We start from the raw sequence: 20,966 nt of genomic DNA, 5'->3' as shown, positions 1-20,966 counted from the left end.
TCTAATTTATGGACTCGAAAGTTATTTCAAACGGGATTTTAAGAGCCTTTGCCATTCTTGCAGGTGTTGCGCTTTTAGCGTTGTTTTTATTTGAAGTACGGGCTGTAATTGCTTATATTGCTATTGCGGCTGTCATTTCGTTACTGGGCAGGCCTATTGTTCTCTTTCTGCGCAACAAGCTTAAAATTAAAAATACCATAGCCGTTATTCTTACCATGATCGTGATGATAGGTTTTTTAATAGGCCTGGCTTCTATGTTTATTCCACTTATTATACGACAAGGAAAAAACCTTTCATTACTCGATATTAATGAACTTCAAAGCAATCTGGAGGATCTGTACAGAGAAATCTCTGATTATTTTGCCATTAACGATATTGATCTGCAACAAAAATTGCAGGAAACAGACTGGTTTTCAAAACTTGATCTCTCTGCGATCCCCGATTTGCTGAATTCAGTAGCGGGAACACTGGGAAGTCTCAGTGCCGGTATATTTTCTGTTCTTTTTATTTCTTTTTTCTTTCTTAAAGACAGTAAGCTTTTTGAACAGGGCATACTAGTTTTCGTTCCTGAAAGTGATGAAGGAAAATTAAAAAATACTTTTGAAAAAATTAAAGATCTTTTATCCCGTTATTTTGCCGGTTTACTGCTACAAATACTCATTTTATTTGTGATCTACACGGTAGTTCTCCTCTTTTTTGGCATAAAAAACGCTGTGGTTATTGCATTTTTGTGCGCATTGCTTAATTTAATTCCCTATATAGGCCCAATTATTGGAGGTGCTTTAATGGTAATACTCACTATGAGTAGTAATTTGGGGGCCAGTTTTAGTGAAGTGATCTTACCAAAAACCATTTATGTTTTTATCGGTTTTCTCATCGGGCAGTTAGTTGACAACATTTTTAGTCAGCCCTATATCTTTTCCAATAGTGTACGATCACACCCTCTGGAAATATTTCTGATTATTATTATTGCAGGTATTCTTTTTGGCCCCGTTGGTATGATGATCGCAATTCCCGGTTATACTACTATTAAAGTAATGCTAAAAGCCTTTCTGGCCGATAATAAAATAGTACGGTCTCTCACTAAAAATATTTAAAAAGTTGAATAAAGCCTTGCTTCGTGAAGATGTACAAACGTTTATAACGCAACACTTAAATACCCGTGCTACCGATATTGTACTTAAAGGCAGCCCTTTTCCCGATATTACCGTACAGGAGTTAGTACAACAGATCGTTTCCCGAAAAAAAGCCGAAAAAAAACTTCCCACCTGGTTTGCCAATCCCCATATATATTATCCCGAAAAAGTTTCGATAGAACAAACTTCTTCCGAAAAAACAGCACTTTACAAATCACGAATACCCAGCGGAGCCCAAACACTCATTGATATTACCGGTGGTTTGGGAATAGATGCTTTTTATTTTTCAAAAACCGTAAAATATATAACCCACTGTGAAGTAAACCAGGAACTTTCTAAAATGGCAGCGTACAATTTTGAGCAGCTTAATGCGCAAAACATACAATGCATACCCGGTGACGGACTTGCGTATTTAAAGAAAAGCAAACGCACTTTTGACTGGATCTATGCAGATCCTTCCCGTAGAGGTTCACAAAATGAACGTATCTTTCTGCTGGGAGATTGTATTCCTGATATTCCCCGTAATCTCAAATTTCTGTTTGAGTGTGCACACCGTATTCTTATTAAAACATCGCCCCTTCTCGATATACAGGCCGGTATTAATGAACTGGAGAATGTAAGCGCCATTCATGTAGTAGCAGTACAAAACGAAGTAAAAGAACTTATATGGGTGTTAAAAAAAAACGAGCAGGGCACTCCCGAAATACACACAGTGAACCTGAAAGCTAACGAAAGTCAGGTATTCTCTTTTTCATTACCCGAAGAAAAAGATTCAAAAGCTGTTTTTGGAAGTGTTGAGAAGTATATCTATGAGCCCAATGCAGCGATATTAAAAGCAGGTGCCTTTAAGTATGTGGGGCATATATATCAAGTAAAAAAACTGCATCCTGATTCTCATTACTATACATCTGCAGTTTTAAAAGCCTTTCCCGGAAGAGTATTTGAAGTTACAGACGTTCTTCCTTTTCGAAAAAAAGAACTAAAAAAAAGGCTTCATAAAAAAAAGGTGAACCTGGCTGCCCGCAACTTCCCGTTAAGCGTACCTCAACTCAAAAAAGAGTTTAAAACCGAAGACGGAGGAACCGACTATGTTTTCTTTACCACGGGACTCCAAAATGTTAAAATTGCAGTTTTTGCAAAAAAACTAAAAATGACGGTAGGGTAAAATACCCTTTTCCTGTTTCATTAGTATAAACTTAAAAAATACATGTAATGAGACTAAAAAATTTGCTATCGGGATTTTTAACTTTCTTAACACTCCTGTTTGGCGTATCATGTAGTAATGATGACGGTGACTCTGAAACACCGGACGGATCAGGAAGAGTAAATATAACTGCCAAAGCTACCTATTCGGGAAGCACTTCCAGAAGTTCATTTGCAAGAAATGAAAATGTAGTGCTCACTCAGTTTCTGGTGAACATAGAAGAAATTGAGTTTGAAATTGATGATGATCTGTGGGATAACGATGACGATGATGCATGGGATGATGACGGCTATTACGATTTTGATGATGACATTGAACTGGTAGGGCCATTTGAACTCGATCTTCTCAGCGGCGAGGTAACACTCACCAACGTTATTATTCCCAACGGAGTATATGAAGAAATTGAATTTGAATTTGACTATAGTGAAAATGCCTCCAGTGAACTATATGAAAAAACCATCCTGATAAAAGGGACCATTGATGGAGTGCCTTTCGAATTTTGGCACCGTTTTGAGGAAGAAGTAGAAGTAGATTTTGAAGACAGTGAAGAAAACATTGTGGTAAATGATAACAATAACACAATTGTGATCACTTTCGACCTGAATATGGTATTAAATGATATTGACCTTTCTGCAGCAGTAGATGGTAACGCAGACGGACTTATTGAAATTAGCCCGAATGACGAGGATGGAAATAATGCATTGGCCAACAGCCTGAAAAACAAAATTAAAGAATATACAGATCTTCTTGATGATTGAGGTGTCATGCAGAATTCATTTTCTGTTAAAGCTAAAAAAGACTTCCATAAAAGGGAGTCTTTTTTGTTTTAAGGACAAGGCCATTTAAAATTAGCTACCCGTGCATTGGACAAGGCGGTAAGGTTATAATGCCACCATTCGGTACGTATGGACCAGAATCCGTGTTTTTCCATTATCTGTTTTAACAATGCACGATTTTTAAGTACCGTATCCGGATGTGAAGTGTAATCGTGGTGGGCTTCTTCACCAAAGAAATCAAAAGATGTGCCCATATCCAGTTCTTTGCCTGACGTATCTACCAGAGTAATATCTACTGCACCACCTTTATTATGTATCGAGCCTTTAGCAGGATTGGCCACATATTGAGGATTGGGAACCAGTTCCCACATCTGCCATTGTACATCATTGGGCCGGTAACAATCAAAGAATTTAATACGAAACCCTTTTGTCATAAAATCCTGATTTGCTTTAAGTAATGCTTTTGCAGTTGCTGCTCTTACATAACAGGCGGCACATTCGTAAACCGCTGTCTTTAAAAAATTATCTTCTGTGGCATACTTTAGGTCATACACAAAATCATCACTAAAATCACGCAGGTTTACAAATACAGTGTCGTGTGTTTTAGTCAGTTGCTTTAAATTTTGTTTAAACAAGGAAAGCGTATCAGTCTTTGAGCTCTTGCCAATAGTATCTAATATATGCGGCTTCGTAACCGTAACTCCAAAAGAATCGGGGTCTTTACAGTTCTTACAGGCCATAACCGACCAAAAAACCAAAAGCAGAAAAAGTACGGGCTTCATAAAACCAAGTTACAGAAAAAAGAAATGGTATCAAACTGAATAAAAATAAACTGCTTTTTTAAAAGCAAAAAAAAAGAAAAAATACAACATCACGAGTACTTCAAAATCCTATTTTTAATAAAAAAATAACATATTGTAATTGTTAAAAAATATTACAAATTATATCTTTAGATCAATCTTATTATATAACTCTTATTTTTTAATATGAAAAAGAAAAATCCTAAAAAGCTGATCTTTAACAAAAAAGTGATCTCTCAATTTACGTCAACACGTATAAAAGGAGGTGTTAACACAGATGAAGTCTCTTCATGCCTGCCTTGTTTTGAAGAACCCACCGAAGGTTGTGGAGACGACCCGATGCTTTCCAGAACATGTCCTACACGTATTGGATGCCCTTGAGGACAATTTTTAATACACAATTTATGAAAAAGAGAAACATGGGTGCTTTGCACCTTACAAAAAAGACGATTTCGAAATTGGATAGCCGGCTAATAAGAGGAGGCGAAACCAAGAACAGTGAAGAAGGTACTTCCATATGGCACTTATGTGTGTCAGAGGTATCTTTTTGTGGCTGTAACACTGAACCGGGAGATAACTGTACGAGTACCGTCTCGGCAGGATGTATTTGATATCTTGCTATCAATTCAACTTTAGGTAAAGTAAAATCAAAAAAAGTCCGCCGGTATGGCGGACTTTTTATAATAACTAACTAAAGATTATGTTTAAAACTGTGCGGTTTCTGTACTGCCTTTCATGGCTACAGTACTGGCACTGCCGGCTGTAACGGTGTTTTGAATGGCATCAAAATACGAGGTCCCCACAAACCCCTGATGTTTAACGGCTTTGTAACCGTCATTTTGTAACACAAACTCTCTTTCCTGTAATTCGGAATATCCGGCCATACCACGCTCTTTATAAGCTTTGGATAATTCAAACATACTGGTGTTAAGGGCATGGAAACCGGCCAGGGTAATAAACTGATACTTATATCCCATTTTGGCAAGTTCTTCTCTAAACGCTTCCATTTCATCTACGCTTAGTTTTGCTGCCCAGTTAAAAGAAGGTGAACAGTTGTAAGCTAACATTTTACCGGGATATTTTGCATGAATAGCATCGGCAAAGGCTTTTGCCTGCTCCAGATCGGGTGTAGAGGTTTCCATCCATATCAAATCGGCAAAAGGTGCGTAACTAAGTCCGCGGTCTATACCCTGCTCCAGGCCATTTTGTACGTAGAAAAATCCTTCTGAAGAACGTTCTCCGGTTATAAATTTCTTATCCCTGTCATCAATATCGCTAGTGATCAAATTAGCAGCATCGGCATCGGTACGGGCTATGATAAGAGTAGGAACTCCCATAACATCGGCAGCGAGTCGTGCAGCAACCAGTTTATTAATGGCTTCCTGAGTAGGCACGAGTACTTTTCCTCCCAGGTGCCCGCATTTTTTGGCAGAACTCAACTGGTCTTCAAAGTGAACGGCAGATGCTCCGTTCTCGATCATGGCTTTCATGAGTTCAAAAGCATTCAGGTTTCCGCCAAAACCGGCCTCAGCATCGGCAATAATAGGTACCAGGTAATCTTTTTGTTCTTTGGTCCCGTTTACTACCTGTATCTGGTCTGCACGCAACAGGGCGTTATTTATTCTTTTAACTACCTGAGGTACGCTGTTGGCAGGATATAAGGACTGGTCGGGATACATTTCTCCGGCCAGATTGGCATCTGCGGCTACCTGCCAGCCACTTAAGTAAATAGATTCAAGCCCGGCCTCTACTTCCTGTACGGCCTGATTACCGGTGAGGGCCCCGAGTCCGCATACAAAATCCTGCTCCTGCAACTTTTTCCAAAGTTTCTCTGCTCCCATACGGGCCACACTGTAATCTATGGTATAAGACCCCTGAAGTTTTACTACTTCATCTGCGGTATATGGCCTTTCAATGCCTTTCCATCTCGGGTTTGTCATCCAATCGGTTAACAATGCTTGAATTTTGTCTTTTGTTTCCATACTTTTGATTTGTAAATTAATGTTATTACGAATCCCGTTATGAATGTTGCCGCATTCGCGGGATTTTTTTTATTATGATTATGATAGAAATTTAATTTTTATGTAGCGATTAAAGATATTCATACGCGGGTAAGGTTAGAAACTCTTCAAACTCTTCAGAGGTAACTAACAGCTCAAACAGCTCGAAGGCTTCTTTAAATTTGCCGTGGCGTATGCCCTCCTCTCCTATTTCTTTAATGATCTTTTCTTTTTCTTCGTCAAAAATCTCATTAAAAAGTGCTTTGTTAAAGGGTCTGTCTCCTTCCAGTACTACTTCGTTTTTAAGCCATTGCCATACCTGGGTTCTGGATATTTCTGCGGTAGCTGCATCTTCCATAAGGTGATACAGTGCTACGGCACCGTTTCCGCGAAGCCATGCTTCTATATACAAAACACCCACATTTATGTTTTTTCTAATACCGGCCTCTGTTATGGTACCTTCGGGTAGCCTGACGAGATCGTGTGCGGTAACCACTACATCTTTTCTGGTTACATGTAACTGATTGGCATCTGGCATGTGTTTGTCAAATTCTGTTTTGGCTACTGCTACCAGTGCAGGGTGTGCTACCCAGGTGCCGTCATGCCCGTTTTTTACTTCTCTTTCTTTGTCGAGCCGTACTTTTTCCAGTGCCCTGGTATTGGCATCAGGATCATTTTTTATGGGGATCTGAGCAGCCATGCCTCCCATAGCGTGAATGCCACGCTTATGACACCGTTGTATTACCAGTTTTGAATAGGCATCCATAAAAGGGGTGGTCATGGTAACCTGATCGCGATTGGGCACTACAAAGTTCTTATGGTTCCTGAATTTTTTGATATACGAAAAAATATAGTCCCAGCGTCCGCAGTTCAGTCCTACAATGTGGTCCTTAAGCTCGAAAATAATCTCATCGAGTTGAAAACTTGCCGTGATGGTCTCAATGAGTACGGTGGCCTTAAAGGTGCCTGTGGGCACTTTCAAATAATTCTGGGCAAAAACGAATACATCATTCCACCAGCGGGCCTCCAGATAATGTTCCAGTTTAGGAAGGTAAAAATAAGGAGCCGTTCCTTTGGCAAGTAGTGTTTGGGTATTATGAAATACATACAGGCCAAAATCCACCAGGCTACCGGACGCTTGTTCTCCGTTAATCAGAATATGACGTTCGTTTAAGTGCAGCCCTCTTGGACGCACCAGTAAAACTGCGGTATTTTTGTTCAGGCGGTATTCTTTGTCTCGTTGTTTATCATACAACTCTATGGTACCCGTATTGGCATCTATAAGGTTTTGTTGTCCTTCTATCGCATTTTGCCAGGTGGGTGCATTGCTGTCTTCAAAATCGGCCATAAAGGTATTGGCTCCGGAATTGAGCGCATTTATGATCATTTTGCGATCTACCGGGCCTGTTATCTCAACACGCCTGTCCAGTAGATCTTCCGGAATGGTACCTGCAGTCCAGTTCCCGGTGCGTATATGTAGTGTTTCTGATGGAAAATCGGGAAACTCTCCCGAATCGAACAACCCCTGGTCTTCTTCTCTTTTCTGCAGTAAAGAAAGTCGTCTGGCATTAAAAGATTCATGAAGTGCTTTTAAAAAGGTAAGTGCCTCTGGAGTAAGTATCTCCGGATAGAAGTTTTTTACTTCTTTGGCAAATGATACTTCCTGTGGTTTTACTAAAATGTTTTCCATGACATACTGTTTATGAGGACAATAATAAAACAAAGTTTTGAAAAAAACAAGCGAACGTTCGCTAAAATTATAATTTCCTCTAAAATTATCATATTCGCAAAAAAATGTATCTTTGATTATTATATTATGGAAGAAGATTATATAAAACTCATATTCGGGTTAAAACTTAAGCAGATACGTACTGAAAAGAATCTTTCGCTTTTCGGGCTATCTAAGCTTACCGGACTTTCAAAATCGTATCTTAATGAGATAGAGAAAGGAAAAAAGTATCCTAAGACTGATAAAATTGCGCTCTTATCTGAAAAATTGGATGTACCCTATGACGATCTGGTTTCTTTAAAACTGGATAAGAATCTGGCACCGGTGGGCAAAATACTTCAGTCCAACATTCTCCGAGAAATACCGCTGGAGCTTTTTGGTATAAAAGAGAACGACCTTATTGCCATTATATCTAATGCCCCTGCACGCGTTAATGCTTTTATAAGTACAGTGATCGAGATTGCCAAAAACTACAATTTTAGCCGTGAGAGTTTTTACCTGGCCTCTCTTCGCTCCTATCAGGAAGCTAATAACAACTATTTTGAGCATCTGGAAACCGCAGTAATAAAGTTTTCTGAATCATACCAGATAGATCTTACCAAACCGGTTCACTCTGCCGAACTGGAAGAAATACTTATTGAAGAATACAAGTACACTATTAACAATAAAGATCTGGAAAAGCATAGTGAGCTTGACAATTTACGATCGGTTTTTGTTCCTGCTTCCCGCACGCTCTTACTGGCAGATCATATTGATGAAGCGCAGCGTACATTTATCTATGCAAAAGAGATTGCATACAATTATCTAGGTCTCGAAGAGCGTTTATACACCTTTTCATGGATCAAGTTTGACAATTTTGACCAGGTACTGCATAATTTTTACGCCTCGTATTTTGCCGGAGCATTGGTTCTGCCGCGCCCGCTTCTGGTACAACAGCTCACCTCTTTTTTTGAGAAACCCGTTTTTGATACAAAGTTGTTTACAGACATTATTGCTTCTCATAATGCTTCTCCGGAAACTTTTTACCAAAGGCTCACCAATCTGTTACCTAAAGACTTTAATATTCAAAACCTGTTCTTTCTTCGGTTTACCTACAAAAAAGGTAGTGAGAATTTTTACCTGAACAAAGAATTACATTTAACGCATCAACACTCTCCGCATGCTAATCAGACCAATCAACACTATTGTCGCCGCTGGATATCTTTAAAGGTATTACAACAAATCGCACAGGAGGAGGGCTCTCATATATTAGATGCACAGATATCGCAGTATCCAGATGACAATCAATCCTATGTGGTTTTTTCTTCGGCTACTAAAGACCCTTTTAAAAAAGATCAATATAGAAGCATTAGTATAGGGATGCTGGTAAACAAACAACTGTCGCGTAAACTGTCTTTTTTGAAAGATTCAGGAATAAAAACACAGCAGGTAGGAGTTACCTGCGAACGTTGTACCATAACAAATTGTGATGTACGTAAAGCGCCGGCTACAGTTTTACAAGCGAAAGCTAAAAACCGAAAAATTGAAGAAGTGGTACAAAACATTTTTAAAAACTATGGCAAATAGCTAGGTTTCACTCATTTTTTTACCGGTTTTCTAAACCCATAGATTGTGCCTATATTTTTACTCAAAATAAATAATGAGGGTAATGACAAATGTCATATTCTACAATACAACTCATAAGTATCTTTATGCTACCATTGATTTTAAACAGCAATACTATGATACTTCAAAGCATTCCCCTTGTTAACTGGAATAACGGTGTATTCATGATAGCGGTGTTCGCACTGGTATGTGTTATACTCATTACGGCTGTAATTCTGTTCATGAACAGCGGTAAAAAGAAAACAGAAGGAGAAAATTAAGATTTAATTTTTCAAAGTTTAGTTTTACCTGTAATTATAAAAAGAGGGCATGTGCCCTCTTTTTTGTTTTATTGATATCAACCTAATTCTAATCAATGTTATTATTTACCAAAAAGCCCGCAATATGATTGCGGGCTTTTTTTGTTTAAAAGTGAGATTGTCCGGCTTTTAGAACCTGTATCCAACTCCAAAGCCAAATACAAAAGGATTAATGTCAACATCTGCATCAACGGTAGCGCCTAAAGCAGTTGTAGCATCGATCGTTACATCTGTGTTGATAAATATCTTTTTCACATCCAGGTTAAGGAACCAATGGTCGTCAAGAGCAAAATCTACACCTGCCTGAAAAGCAAGACCAAAGCTGTCATCATAATCAATATCATCTGCCACGGGGCCTTCATCAGCACCATAGAAAATAGTGTAGTTTACACCAGCTCCCAAATACGGTTTAAGTGCTCCTCCGGTAAAGTGATATTGTAGTGTTAAGGTAGGTGGTAACAACCATACATCACCCAGGTCAATATCTCCGGCAGCAGTTGATACAGCCTCCACATCGTGATTAGCAGTACCCAGGATAAGTTCAACCGCCCAATTTTCAGTGAAGAAATACGTAATATCCAATTCCGGAACAAAGGCAGAAGATATCTCTACATCTCCTCCTATGGCCTCAATGTCAGCACTTTCATCAGGCGAGATCAGAATACCTCTGAGCCGTACCTGCCATCTGCTGAAATCATCGGAATCTTTTGAAGAATCATCCTGTGAATACATAGAAAACGGAATTGTTAAACTAGCTAATAAGATAATTGCTATTTTTCTCATGATTTATTTATTTATTGTTTGCACAAAGGTATTTCCGGATAATTTTCTGTGTGATGATAATTATCATATTCGTGCTTTTTTTTTAGCTTTTTTTATTTGCAGACCCAAATACACTCCCTTTTCGCAGTAAGATCAATTCACCTTACTTCTTCTGTTAATGCGTAACAAATGTTACTGACTCGGCTATGTTTCGCTCCTAATTTTGTCTTTATTAAAAAAAGAACACATGAATACTAAAAAATACCTGATGTTATGTTGCTTTTTGCATTTTGCCATACTCCTAACGGCACAGAGTACCATGCCTGTTTCTATGGATGAGGTTCTGAAAAAAGCAGAAGCACACAATACCTCCTTACAAATATCAAACGAAGATGTGAACCGGGCAAAAGCAGATTACGCGCAAACCAATGCAGTGTTACTTCCCAATATTACTGTGTCCCATACGGGGTTTGCTACTACCAATCCGCTCATGGCGTTTGGATCAAAGCTCAATCAGGAGATCCTTACACAGGGAGATTTTAATCCGGTTTTGTTAAACGACCCTGATCAAATAGAAAACTTTGCTACCCGAATTGAGGTACAGCAACCGCTTATTAACGTAGATGGTATTTACCAACGCAAAGCAGCGCGGGTAAAAATAGAAGCGGCCAAATTACAGAGTGAACGTGCCAAAGATTACATTCATCTGGAAGTGACCAATGCGTATATGCAACTCCAACTGGCTTACAAAGCTGTAGATGTTTTGCAGAAAGCGCTTCTGGCTGCCAGGGAAAACAGTACACTGGCAAACCATCGTTATGAGCAGGGCCTGTTGCAAAAAGCAGATGTACTTATTACTGAAGTAAGAGTTACCGAAGTGGCCAACCAGTTACAAAATGCCCGAAGTACGGTAGGCAATGTTTCTAACTACCTGTCTTACTTAATGAATGAAAAAACAGATGTACTCCTTATCCCTACAGATAGTTTGAACATAATTGGTAAAACAAACGACAATATACTTATGGTTTCTCAGGATCGCGCCGATATCAAGGCCATGCAACTGGCTACTGATGCCTATAAAAACAATCACAAAGCCGACCAAATGGCCTTTTTGCCTAAACTGAATGCCTTTGGCAGTTATGAAATGTATGACAGTAACCTTTTTCAAACCGGAGCCAACGGATATCTGTTCGGGGCGCAACTTAGCTGGAACATTCTGGAAGGCACCAAACGGTTTGGCAAGGCCCGCAAGAGTAAAGCCGAATATGAAAAATCAAGACTGCAGTTAAACGAGTATATTTCAAAAAGTAAGTTAGAGCTTCAAAAAGCTACCCGCAGCCTGGAAGATGCCGAAAATAATGTGGCACTTACCCAACTGGGGTTACAACAATCGGAAGAATCATTACGCATACGAACCAACCGATTTAAGGAAGGCCTTGAAAAAACGTCAGATCTTCTTAGTTCTGAAACACTGTATGCACAAAAACAACTGGAATATTATCAAGCCATATACCAACACAATTATGCCCTGGCATACCTTAAATTTTTAACCAAAGAATAGAATTTATGATGAGAATATATATAAAATCAATAGTACCCGTTCTTACTTTGTTTCTGGTAAGTTGTGGGAAAAATAAATCTGACCAAGCCGGTATTCAGGAAACAACTGTTTTGGTAACCGTAAACACGGTACAGATACAGGATAGTGATGCATTTATGAGTACCAGCGGAAAAGTGGAAGCTGCCAACCGTGCTAACCTAAGCACCCGTATCATGGGGTTTGTAGAAAAATTACATGTAAAAACCGGCAACAAGGTAAGAAAGGGTCAGTTGCTTCTTACAATTAACAGTAATGATCTCCTGGCCAGACAGGCACAGGCAAAGGCAGCTACAGCAGAGGCTAACGCAGCCTTTAGTAACGCTGAGAAAGACTACGATCGCTACCGGCAATTGTTTGCGCAGTCCAGTGCCTCCCAAAAGGAAATGGATGATATGACCGTGCGTTTTGAAATGGCAAAGGCTCGTTTGGAAACCGCCCGGCAAATGCAAAAAGAAGTAGAAGCACAACTCTCATATACCCAGATCTTAGCGCCTTTCAGTGGCGTTGTTACCAATACTTTTGTAGATAAAGGTGAAATGGCCAGCCCAGGAATGCCCCTGGTGGCCATGGAAACCCCGGGTAATTTTGAAGTAGTTACCACCGTTTCTGAAAATTATATTCATCAAGTAGAGGAAGGCAATTCTGCCCTAGTAGAGGTCAGGTCGCTTGGAACCGAAATTCCCGGAATAATTACCGAAGTAAGCAGTTCAGCTCTTAACACCGGTAGTCAGTATCTGGTAAAAATAGCCCTTTCCAATACAAATGCCCCCTTACATTCCGGTATGTTCGCTACGGTGAAATTCCCGGTGAGGAAAGTGACAGACGCAAGTTCTGTATTAATTCCAAAAGAAGCGATCGTAAGGCACGGGCAACTTACCGGTGTGTATGTGGTAAGTGAGGAGAGTAAAGCCCTGTTGCGATGGGTACGCCTCGGGAGGGAACACCATGATCAGGTAGAAGTACTGTCCGGCCTTTCAAAGGGTGAAACCTTTGTAGTTACAGCAAAAGGAAAGCTCTATAACGGCGTGCGCATTACCACTCAATCACTATAAGTAACAGAACTATGAAAGAAGGACTAGCAGGAAAAATAGCGAAGGGCTTTATGCAATCAAAGCTCACTGTGCTATTGATGATTATATTCATGGTAGTGGGTGTTTACAGTTCATTCCTTATACCCAGGGAAGAAGAACCGCAAATAGATGTGCCTATGGCCGACATTTTTGTGGGCTACCCCGGTGCGAGCCCCGAAGAAGTAGAATCCAGAGTAACCCAGCCTCTGGAAAAGCTTATTTCAAACATTAAAGGTGTAGAGTATGTGTACTCTACCTCTATGAAAGATCAGGGCATGGTCATAGTACAGTTTTATGTGGGTGAAGATATTGAGCGCTCTTTTGTAAAGCTCTACAATGAGATTAACAAACATATGGATGTTATGCCACAAGGTGTTACCATGCCTTTGGTAAAAACCCGGGCTATTGATGATGTCCCTATGCTGGGGCTTACTCTTTGGAGCGAAGACTATGACGATTATCGTTTACGGCAAATGGCACAGGAACTGGGCGATGAAATTGAAAAAGTTCCCGATGTTTCGGTAACCAAAAAAATTGGAGGACGCGACCGGCAAATGCGCATTGTGGCCGATAAGGATAAACTGGCCGCTGCCGGATTGGATTTTCTTTCGGTAGCCCAAATGCTAAAAGCCGGGAACCAGCAACTCCCCGCAGGAAGTTTTAAAAGAAATGATCATGAGTTTACACTCAGCACCGGGCTCTTTTTGCAGAATGTCGAAGATGTGGAAAACCTGATCATAGGTACCCAGCAGGGGCAACCTGTATATCTTAAACAGGTAGCTACCGTTCTTGACGGACCCGAGCTCCCTAAAAACTACGTTTCCCTCGGGTTTGGCAAGGCTTCCGAAAAGGCTGACCAATATGCATCAGAATACCCCGCCGTTACGATCTCCGTAGCAAAACGCAAGGGAGCCGATGCCATGAAAATATCTGAGGTGATCCTGAATAAGATAGAACACCTTAAAAAAACACTCATCCCTAATGATGTACATGTAGAAGTAACCCGCAACTACGGAGAGACAGCCTCCCAAAAAGTCTCTGAACTGCTTATGCACCTTATAGGAGCCATAATAGCAGTAACCATAGTAGTTATGCTGGCTATGGGCTGGAGAGGCGGCCTCGTGGTATTCCTTTCGGTACCCATCACCTTTGCCCTTACGCTTTTAAGTTACTATATGCTGGACTATACACTTAACCGTATTACCCTTTTTGCATTGGTATTTGTAACAGGGATCGTGGTAGATGACTCTATTATTATTGCTGAAAACATGCATCGGCACTTTAAAATGAAGCGCCTGCCTTTTAAAGATGCAGCCCTGTATGCTATTAACGAAGTAGGAAACCCTACCATTCTTGCCACATTTACCGTTATTGCTTCGGTATTACCTATGGCTTTTGTATCGGGACTCATGGGGCCCTACATGTCCCCTATGCCTATTGGTGCATCTATAGCTATGTTACTTTCCCTGTTTGTGGCACTTACCATAACACCATACCTGGGCTATCTGTTTCTTCGTGAAAAAGACAAAAAAGGTGATGCCAAAGAAGAAAAAGCCATTGAAGACAGTTTTATTTACAAGTGGTATGAAAAAATGGAGCGACCGCTTATAGAAAATAAGAAAAAACGACTTGTTTTCCTTCTCATTACAGTATTGCTGTTAGTTGGGTCTGTCGGGATGTTCTTCACCAAATCAGTTGCTGTAAAAATGCTGCCTTTTGATAATAAAAATGAATTTCAGGTAGTTATTGATATGCCGGAAGGCACCACGCTTGAACGCACCTCAGCCGTAACCCGGGAGATAGGACAGTATCTTTCCGGAAGGACCGAAGTGGTAAATTACCAGAGTTATGTAGGTACCTCTGCTCCCATTACCTTTAACGGACTTGTACGGCACTATGATCTGAGAGGTGGCAGCAATATGGCCGACATTCAGGTAAATCTGGTAGATAAGCATGACCGGAGTGCCCAGAGCCATGATATTGCTAAATTGCTACGGCCCGGCATTCAAAAAATTGCCGCGCGTTACCAGGCCAACGTAAAAATAGTAGAGGTCCCTCCCGGCCCCCCTGTACTCTCAACCATTGTAGCGGAGGTATATGGACCCGATTACAAACAACAAATACAAATTGCGAACCAGGTACAGGAAATTCTCAAAAATACCAGTGATGTTGTAGATACCGACTGGATGGTAGAAGATGACCAGACGGAATACATTTTGGAGACCAATAAAGAAAAGGCAGTACTTTACGGAGTATCTCCCGAACAAATTACCTCTACTCTCCACATGGTAATGGCCGAAAGACCGGTTACTACCCTGTACGATGAAAACGCTTCCCGGCAGGTACCTATTACGTTAACGCTAGATGAAAAAGAAAGATCGGCCCTGGAAGATATTCAGGGTATTCAGATACGATCGCAAAACGGAACCATGATCCCGCTTCATGACCTGGTACAGGTAAAGGAAAAAATACAGGCTAAAAGTATTTACAGAAAAAACCAGAAACGTGTAGTCTATGTGATGTCTGATATGGCGGGGAAACTGGAAAGTCCGGTATATGCCATCCTGGGGATGACCGATAAGCTGAAAAACCTGGATCTGCCGGAAGGCTATCATCTGGAAGAATTGTATATAAAGCAACCGGCATACGAGGATCACTACACTGTGAAATGGGATGGTGAGTGGCAGATCACCCTGGAAGTATTTCGGGATCTGGGTATTGCTTTTCTGGGGGTTATTATCATTATTTACATGCTTATTGTGGGTTGGTTCCAGAATTTTAAAACCCCTATAGTGATGATGGTAGCCATTCCGCTGTCGCTTATTGGCATTGTGCTCGGGCACTGGCTCCTGGGTGCTTTTTTCACCGCTACTTCATTTATCGGTATGATCGCCCTGGCAGGTATCATGGTACGAAACTCGGTTTTGCTAATAGATTTTGTAAATCTGAGGCTCAAAGACGGGGTACCCCTTAAAAAAGCCGTAATTGAAGCCGGAGCCGTACGTACCACACCCATTTTATTAACTGCAGGAACCGTAGTTATCGGTGCTTTTGTCATTCTCTTTGACCCTATTTTCCAGGGACTGGCCATCTCTCTTATGGGAGGTACCATTGCCTCTACCATACTCACGCTGCTGGTAGTGCCCCTGGTGTATTATTTAATTGAACATAAAAAATATAAATAAAATGAAACTGGTAATAGTAACCTCTGTAGAACAATTTCACGATGATGTGTATAGTCTTTTTAAAAAAGCAGGTATTGAACAATTTAGCGGATCTGAGATTGAAGGCTATCAAAATATCACCTCTGCAATAGCTGCTACCCGCTGGTTCCCGGGTAAATCGGGAGGTGCAGAATCCAGTCTGTTTTTCTCATTCACCCAGGACACTCAGGCACAGGATCTGTTTACACTCATAAAACAATACAATAAAAATATGAAAACGAATAACCCTTTAAGGGCCGTAATAGTACCCGTTGAAAAATTTATTTAATTTAAAATCAAAGAAGTATGAAAAATAGAATTATACGAGCCATAGCAGGTGTTTTTATTCTTACCAGCTTACTACTGGCTATAAAGGTAAATATGAACTGGCTTTGGTTTACCGCATTTGTCGGAGCCAATCTGTTACAATCGTCCATCACCAAATGGTGCCTAATGGAAGTGTTTCTGGAAAAACTCGGAGTTAAGGATTGATGTGGTAACACAGGTATTTTGATTAATTGCCAAAGCCCCAAAATACAGGGGCTTTTTTTGTTTATACGGGTTACAAAATAAACTCTCGGGAAGTGATACTTATCATTAATCAATTACAAAAGTCTGTCTAGATTTACAAAATCCGGAAAAGCCGTATATTTTTTTATAAAGAAAAGCATATTGAGTACACTCTTTATACGAAAAATCATTTTAAAACAACTGTTATGAAAATAGTATGGAGTATTATTATCATAGTACATGGTTTGATCCATGTCATGGGGTTTGTCAAAGCCTTTGAACTTGCTGAGGTCAGTGAGCTTTCAAAGTATATTTCAAAACCCATAGGTGTTTTATGGCTGCTAGCCTGTGTTTTGTTTTTGGTAACTTCTCTTTTGTATATCCTTGATCGCCCTTTATGGCCTGTTTTAGGGATCATTGCTATCCTGTTATCTCAAATACTTCTATTTGTTTCCTGGGGCGATGCTAAATACGGTACTGTTATAAACCTTATTATTCTTTTGGTATGTATAGCCGGATATGGTAAAATAAGATTTGAGAACACCATTATTCAGGAAGTAACGTCCCTGTTAAAAGTTAGCGCCCCTGCTGTAAAGGAAAGTTATATTCCTGATATTGACTCTGCAGGCTTACCTCCTATTGTTAAAAAATGGCTTCAATATACGGGAGTTACTGAGAACGAACCGGTACAAACCGTATATCTGGAACAAACGGGTGAAATGAAAACCGAACCGAAGGGGGAATGGATGCCCTTTGCAGCAAAACAATACTATCGTTTGCCTGATGCCTCTTTTATATGGACGGTGAATGTGGAAAGCGGCTCTTTATTACAAATTCAGGGCAGGGATAAACTCATAAACGGAGAAAATGAAATGCTCATAGTGGCTTATCACCTGTTCCCTATAGTCAAAGAGGGGTATCATGATAAAATAAACCGTTCCGGGATGACACGCTATCTGGCTGAAATATGTCTTTTCCCTCAGGCTGCTCTTTATAAAAACATACAATGGGAGTCACTATCGGCAAACTCTGCTAAGGGTACACTTACCTCAAAAAACACAGAGGTATCTGGTATTTTTACCTTTACCGATACCGGTGAACTTATAGCTTTTGAGAGTAAACGGTTCTATGGGGGTGCTACCGATGCACAATTACAGAACTGGCTGGTTGAAATACAGGATTACCGCGATTTTAATGGTTACCGTTTACCGGCTTCCTGTAAAATAACCTGGAAGCTCCCCGAAGGCGATTTTGAATGTTTTCGTATTAAAATTGCCCATATAGAATACAATCGAAAAGCCTTTTAACCGTTCTCGTCAAAGAGTGTATAGGTGTCCAAATATGTAAAAATGAAAAATGTGTACATATAAATTGGTTTCTTAGGGTAAGCTGATTATATTTGCACCGCTTTTCCTGAAAATGGAAGAGGTCGCGTAGCTCAGCTGGATAGAGCATCTGCCTTCTAAGCAGACGGTCGCAGGTTCGAATCCTGCCGCGATCACTTAAAGCGGAAAATCCATCGCCAAAGTGATGGATTTTTTGTTTTATACCGCTTATTTACTGAGTTTAACCCTTGTTTTGTTTAGGTTTCTTAGAACTCCCTTTTCATCCTCTATTGCTTAATAAGTTTCTATAAGTTTGTAAAAACCTACCCCCTTTTCTAACCCTTTTTTTATTTTAGCATAAATACACCTTGTAATAAGCCACATTTAAGGTCTTTTTTATTCTTATGAAACAAGTAAGTGTGACGTAATGAAAAAAATGCTTAGAAGTGCCTAAAATTATATGTTAATTATTTGATAATAAGTTTGCTTTAATCCTTTTGTAAAGGAAGTTTTATAATCTAACTTTGGTAGCCTAACACTAAATTAATTTATGGTTTTAAGCGGAAGATATAAAGGAGATGCATTTAGATTAGCAGCGGTATTATATGTTGATAATAATTATGAGGTTACACCTAGAACTATTCTCAGGAAAATAATTGAATCTATTTTCTTGGAAAATGATAATGTATTTCTTTCGACTGATAATGTAATAGATCAAATCCAAGATAGGTATGAAATAACCTATTCAGAGGAAGAGGTAAAGGAATGTATAAACTCTAATTTAGAAGATCATTTTTTGGTTAATAAAAAAGATGACGGTAGTTATATATTATGCCTTGAAATTAAACGATTAGAGTTATTAAGAAAGAAACTTAACCATAAAAATATAGATTATTTTATAGATGAGTTTTTGAAATTAAACGCAACTAATTTTGAGGGTGTAAGTAATGGTAAAGAAGTAATTTATAGATTTTTATACGAGGGTTTTTTATCTAATATTTCTAGTTTTACGAGACTTCTCGACTCTGACTTTGATTTAAAAACCTTTATAGAAAACCTAAATCATAATTTCGACTTAGACGAAGCTAAACTTATTAATAGTTTCTTAAAATGGGATGAATCTGATAAGAATAAGTGTGTTTTTGATATATCTTGTTTTGCTCTAGAATACTGTTTAATAACTAACAATAAATCTAGCTCTGTATTTGAGTTGAATAATTTAAAAAATAAAAATTTTTATTTAGATACGAATGTAATCTTTCGGGCTATAGGAATAAATGGAGATACTCGAAAGAGAAGAACGTTAACATTTTTGGATAAGTTCTCTGATGCCCAAGAAAAACTTATTATAACTAAGTTTTCTGATACTGAATTTAGAGCTACAATAGATCATTATATTAGTGAATTAGGGAGGTTTAGTAAAGGAAAAAGAATAGGGTCTGAGGTATTTTTAGAATATAGTTCTAATAAAGACATTTATCATCATTATTTTGAGTGGAGGTCAAAAAGGGCTAATAATAGTTTAGAATTATATAGGGCTTCAATTTTATCTACTTATGAGGCTCTTATTAGAAAATATAATATTAAACTCTATGAGAATATACCTATAAATGTTTTTGAAGAAGATACTAAAAAAGATATTGATCAATTAATTGAGGATATATACGCAGGGAAAAGACTTTGGGCTAGAAACCCTGAAAATGTAAACTATAGTTCTATCCATTACGATGCTAAGAATATTTATTTAATTGCAAAAGAAAGAGGAGAAGCTACTAACGACATTTTTCAAGCTAAACATTTTTATATTTCTACTGATCAGTTATTGAAAAAATGGGATTTAGAACGTGAAACAAAAACCCCCATTGTAATATTACCTTCTCATTGGATGACGATACTTCTAAAATATTATTCTAGGACTAATGATGATTTTAAGAGTTTTGTAAGTTTTATTAGTCTATCTCAAAATGGTAGTAGTATATCGAATAGAACCCTTGCTAATGTATTGAAAGGAATTAGTGAAATTACTGAGGATGTAAGCCAACAATCTAGAATAACTAAGGTCTTGGTAGAGAATAAATTTAATGATATTATTAATGAAAATTCATCTGTTGATGAAATAGCGGATAATGCTAGAAATTATACTGAAAATCTCTTAGAGAAAGAATTAGCTGAACAGCGTAAGGCTATATCTGATTTATCGGGAGATTTTAAGAAACAGGAAGAAAAAATTAAGAAGCTTCAAGCTTCTAAAAAAAACGACTCTGATAAGCTAGATAAATACCAAAAAATCATTATTGATGGTAAGCTTAAAAAATATAGTCGATTGGGATATTTATTTTTATTTGGTGTTATACTTGGGGTTATAATTCTTCTTTTGTTATTTATTTACCAAGATAGTAGTTGGAACCATATTAGTAAATTAAAAAATTGGTGTAATAGTCTTAAAGAAGACAGTTTAGAGAAAAGTATAGCTTTTGCTTTGTCTTATGCTATTCCAGTTGGATTAATTGCTTACTGTTTTAGCGAGTTTAATAAACGTCTATGTAGTAAAGAAAAGAAAAATGAAAAAAAAGAAACTTACACGAAAGAGCTATTGAATGAAAATTAATTTATGCAGTTTATCCAATGAAATTGTATTTTTTACACTAAAACACCGTGATTTAACCCCAAATATAACCTCCTTTAAAAAAATGAAGTGCTAGAGTTGGTTGTTTATGTGGGGTTTAAGAAAATAGTTGGAAACTTGCCGCGATCACGAATAAATCGACAAAAAATTGAAAACGAAGCAAGCTAAACACATAGCTTGCTTTTGTTTTTAGGGTTGTATAGTTTTCTTTTCCTGGTGTGATGACAAGTGCAATGACTTTTAAAAAATAGCGAACTTCGGTTCGCTTTTCCTTTTATAACACTGCAATCCCTTACAAAATACAAAACGCCTCATCCATCT

Annotated in this window: 18 protein-coding genes and 1 tRNA gene; 15 read left to right on the top strand and 4 right to left on the bottom strand. The window is 38.7% G+C overall.

Annotated elements, in window-relative coordinates; all coding sequences use genetic code 11:
- The first annotated feature begins 8 nt into the window (after positions 1-8).
- Genes WAO84_RS01335 through WAO84_RS01325 form a run of 3 tightly spaced genes read left to right on the top strand, consistent with a single transcriptional unit; the run spans position 9 to position 3,098 of the window.
- Positions 9-1,097, top strand: coding sequence for an AI-2E family transporter (locus WAO84_RS01335; protein WP_340063219.1), 1,089 nt, complete (start codon positions 9-11; stop codon positions 1,095-1,097).
- Positions 1,098-1,101: 4 nt separating this feature from the next.
- Positions 1,102-2,301 carry a class I SAM-dependent methyltransferase gene (locus tag WAO84_RS01330; protein WP_340063218.1) on the top strand — a complete coding sequence of 400 codons (1,200 nt, stop codon included), beginning with the start codon at positions 1,102-1,104 and terminating at the stop codon, positions 2,299-2,301.
- A gap of 47 nt (positions 2,302-2,348) precedes the next feature.
- Positions 2,349-3,098: a hypothetical protein gene (locus tag WAO84_RS01325; RefSeq protein ID WP_340063217.1), complete on the top strand. Its 750-nt coding sequence runs from the start codon at positions 2,349-2,351 to the stop codon at positions 3,096-3,098.
- Between the two features lie 68 nt (positions 3,099-3,166).
- On the opposite strand, the gene WAO84_RS01320 is transcribed toward WAO84_RS01325, so the two are convergent.
- Positions 3,167-3,898 (bottom strand): M15 family metallopeptidase, encoded by a 732-nt coding sequence (locus WAO84_RS01320; protein WP_340063216.1) that lies wholly within the window; start codon positions 3,896-3,898, stop codon positions 3,167-3,169.
- A 204-nt stretch (positions 3,899-4,102) separates the two neighbouring features.
- Between WAO84_RS01320 and WAO84_RS01315 the strand changes: the two genes are divergently transcribed.
- Both WAO84_RS01315 and WAO84_RS01310 read left to right on the top strand, forming a co-directional pair.
- Positions 4,103-4,297, top strand: coding sequence for a hypothetical protein (locus tag WAO84_RS01315; RefSeq protein ID WP_340063215.1), 195 nt, complete (start codon positions 4,103-4,105; stop codon positions 4,295-4,297).
- 23 nt (positions 4,298-4,320) lie between these two features.
- Positions 4,321-4,527 carry a hypothetical protein gene (locus WAO84_RS01310; protein ID WP_340063214.1) on the top strand — a complete coding sequence of 69 codons (207 nt, stop codon included), beginning with the start codon at positions 4,321-4,323 and terminating at the stop codon, positions 4,525-4,527.
- Positions 4,528-4,620: 93 nt separating this feature from the next.
- Here WAO84_RS01310 and aceA read toward each other — a convergent pair whose 3' ends face one another.
- Both aceA and aceB read right to left on the bottom strand, forming a co-directional pair.
- Positions 4,621-5,898, bottom strand: a complete 1,278-nt coding sequence (aceA, locus tag WAO84_RS01305) for an isocitrate lyase (RefSeq protein WP_340063213.1) — start codon at positions 5,896-5,898, stop codon at positions 4,621-4,623.
- A 109-nt stretch (positions 5,899-6,007) separates the two neighbouring features.
- Complete coding sequence (gene aceB, locus WAO84_RS01300) at positions 6,008-7,606, bottom strand: malate synthase A (RefSeq protein WP_340063212.1); 1,599 nt, start codon at positions 7,604-7,606, stop codon at positions 6,008-6,010.
- Between the two features lie 126 nt (positions 7,607-7,732).
- Between aceB and WAO84_RS01295 the strand changes: the two genes are divergently transcribed.
- Together WAO84_RS01295 and WAO84_RS01290 are read left to right on the top strand one after the other, a co-directional pair.
- Positions 7,733-9,211: a helix-turn-helix domain-containing protein gene (locus WAO84_RS01295; protein ID WP_340063211.1), complete on the top strand. Its 1,479-nt coding sequence runs from the start codon at positions 7,733-7,735 to the stop codon at positions 9,209-9,211.
- 155 nt (positions 9,212-9,366) lie between these two features.
- Positions 9,367-9,510 (top strand): hypothetical protein, encoded by a 144-nt coding sequence (locus tag WAO84_RS01290; protein WP_340063210.1) that lies wholly within the window; start codon positions 9,367-9,369, stop codon positions 9,508-9,510.
- A gap of 168 nt (positions 9,511-9,678) precedes the next feature.
- On the opposite strand, the gene WAO84_RS01285 is transcribed toward WAO84_RS01290, so the two are convergent.
- The gene (locus WAO84_RS01285; RefSeq protein ID WP_340063209.1) at positions 9,679-10,332 is read right to left on the bottom strand and encodes an OmpW/AlkL family protein; all 654 of its coding nucleotides are present in this window, start codon (positions 10,330-10,332) and stop codon (positions 9,679-9,681) included.
- A 226-nt stretch (positions 10,333-10,558) separates the two neighbouring features.
- Between WAO84_RS01285 and WAO84_RS01280 the strand changes: the two genes are divergently transcribed.
- The 8 genes from WAO84_RS01280 to WAO84_RS01245 all read left to right on the top strand — a co-directional run bounded on the left by WAO84_RS01280 (position 10,559) and on the right by WAO84_RS01245 (position 20,627).
- Positions 10,559-11,872: a TolC family protein gene (locus WAO84_RS01280; protein ID WP_340063208.1), complete on the top strand. Its 1,314-nt coding sequence runs from the start codon at positions 10,559-10,561 to the stop codon at positions 11,870-11,872.
- Positions 11,873-11,877: 5 nt separating this feature from the next.
- Positions 11,878-12,963, top strand: coding sequence for an efflux RND transporter periplasmic adaptor subunit (locus WAO84_RS01275; protein ID WP_340063207.1), 1,086 nt, complete (start codon positions 11,878-11,880; stop codon positions 12,961-12,963).
- Positions 12,964-12,974: 11 nt separating this feature from the next.
- The gene (locus WAO84_RS01270) at positions 12,975-16,166 is read left to right on the top strand and encodes an efflux RND transporter permease subunit (RefSeq protein ID WP_340063206.1); all 3,192 of its coding nucleotides are present in this window, start codon (positions 12,975-12,977) and stop codon (positions 16,164-16,166) included.
- Between the two features lies 1 nt (position 16,167).
- Positions 16,168-16,473 (top strand): hypothetical protein, encoded by a 306-nt coding sequence (locus WAO84_RS01265; RefSeq protein ID WP_340063205.1) that lies wholly within the window; start codon positions 16,168-16,170, stop codon positions 16,471-16,473.
- Positions 16,474-16,490: 17 nt separating this feature from the next.
- On the top strand, positions 16,491-16,676 hold the full coding sequence (locus tag WAO84_RS01260; RefSeq protein WP_340063204.1) for a YgaP family membrane protein: 186 nt from the start codon (positions 16,491-16,493) through the stop codon (positions 16,674-16,676).
- Between the two features lie 224 nt (positions 16,677-16,900).
- On the top strand, positions 16,901-18,001 hold the full coding sequence (locus tag WAO84_RS01255; protein ID WP_340063203.1) for a DUF6544 family protein: 1,101 nt from the start codon (positions 16,901-16,903) through the stop codon (positions 17,999-18,001).
- 120 nt (positions 18,002-18,121) lie between these two features.
- Positions 18,122-18,195: transfer RNA gene (locus WAO84_RS01250), tRNA-Arg, on the top strand.
- A gap of 374 nt (positions 18,196-18,569) precedes the next feature.
- On the top strand, positions 18,570-20,627 hold the full coding sequence (locus WAO84_RS01245; protein WP_340063202.1) for a hypothetical protein: 2,058 nt from the start codon (positions 18,570-18,572) through the stop codon (positions 20,625-20,627).
- Positions 20,628-20,966: the final 339 nt, after the last annotated feature.

It is taken from the genome of Ascidiimonas aurantiaca, assembly GCF_037646345.1.
Classification (GTDB): Bacteria; Bacteroidota; Bacteroidia; order Flavobacteriales; family Flavobacteriaceae; genus Ascidiimonas; species Ascidiimonas aurantiaca.
The sequence above is the reverse complement of the archived record's forward strand: the minus strand, read 5'-3'. Positions and strand labels throughout refer to the sequence as shown.

Bases quoted from the DNA above. Each gene is read 5' to 3' on its own strand.
- aceA (WP_340063213.1), bottom strand. From the start codon at position 5,898: ATGGAAACAAAAGACAAAATTCAAGCATTGTTAACCGATTGGATGACA.
- WAO84_RS01280 (WP_340063208.1), top strand. From the start codon at position 10,559: ATGAATACTAAAAAATACCTGATGTTATGTTGCTTTTTGCATTTTGCC.
- WAO84_RS01335 (WP_340063219.1), top strand. From the start codon at position 9: ATGGACTCGAAAGTTATTTCAAACGGGATTTTAAGAGCCTTTGCCATT.
- WAO84_RS01320 (WP_340063216.1), bottom strand. From the start codon at position 3,898: ATGAAGCCCGTACTTTTTCTGCTTTTGGTTTTTTGGTCGGTTATGGCC.
- WAO84_RS01275 (WP_340063207.1), top strand. From the start codon at position 11,878: ATGATGAGAATATATATAAAATCAATAGTACCCGTTCTTACTTTGTTT.
- WAO84_RS01295 (WP_340063211.1), top strand. From the start codon at position 7,733: ATGGAAGAAGATTATATAAAACTCATATTCGGGTTAAAACTTAAGCAG.
- WAO84_RS01285 (WP_340063209.1), bottom strand. From the start codon at position 10,332: ATGAGAAAAATAGCAATTATCTTATTAGCTAGTTTAACAATTCCGTTT.
- aceB (WP_340063212.1), bottom strand. From the start codon at position 7,606: ATGGAAAACATTTTAGTAAAACCACAGGAAGTATCATTTGCCAAAGAA.
- WAO84_RS01290 (WP_340063210.1), top strand. From the start codon at position 9,367: ATGATACTTCAAAGCATTCCCCTTGTTAACTGGAATAACGGTGTATTC.
- WAO84_RS01315 (WP_340063215.1), top strand. From the start codon at position 4,103: ATGAAAAAGAAAAATCCTAAAAAGCTGATCTTTAACAAAAAAGTGATC.
- WAO84_RS01310 (WP_340063214.1), top strand. From the start codon at position 4,321: ATGAAAAAGAGAAACATGGGTGCTTTGCACCTTACAAAAAAGACGATT.
- WAO84_RS01325 (WP_340063217.1), top strand. From the start codon at position 2,349: ATGAGACTAAAAAATTTGCTATCGGGATTTTTAACTTTCTTAACACTC.
- WAO84_RS01260 (WP_340063204.1), top strand. From the start codon at position 16,491: ATGAAAAATAGAATTATACGAGCCATAGCAGGTGTTTTTATTCTTACC.
- WAO84_RS01255 (WP_340063203.1), top strand. From the start codon at position 16,901: ATGAAAATAGTATGGAGTATTATTATCATAGTACATGGTTTGATCCAT.
- WAO84_RS01270 (WP_340063206.1), top strand. From the start codon at position 12,975: ATGAAAGAAGGACTAGCAGGAAAAATAGCGAAGGGCTTTATGCAATCA.
- WAO84_RS01245 (WP_340063202.1), top strand. From the start codon at position 18,570: ATGGTTTTAAGCGGAAGATATAAAGGAGATGCATTTAGATTAGCAGCG.
- WAO84_RS01265 (WP_340063205.1), top strand. From the start codon at position 16,168: ATGAAACTGGTAATAGTAACCTCTGTAGAACAATTTCACGATGATGTG.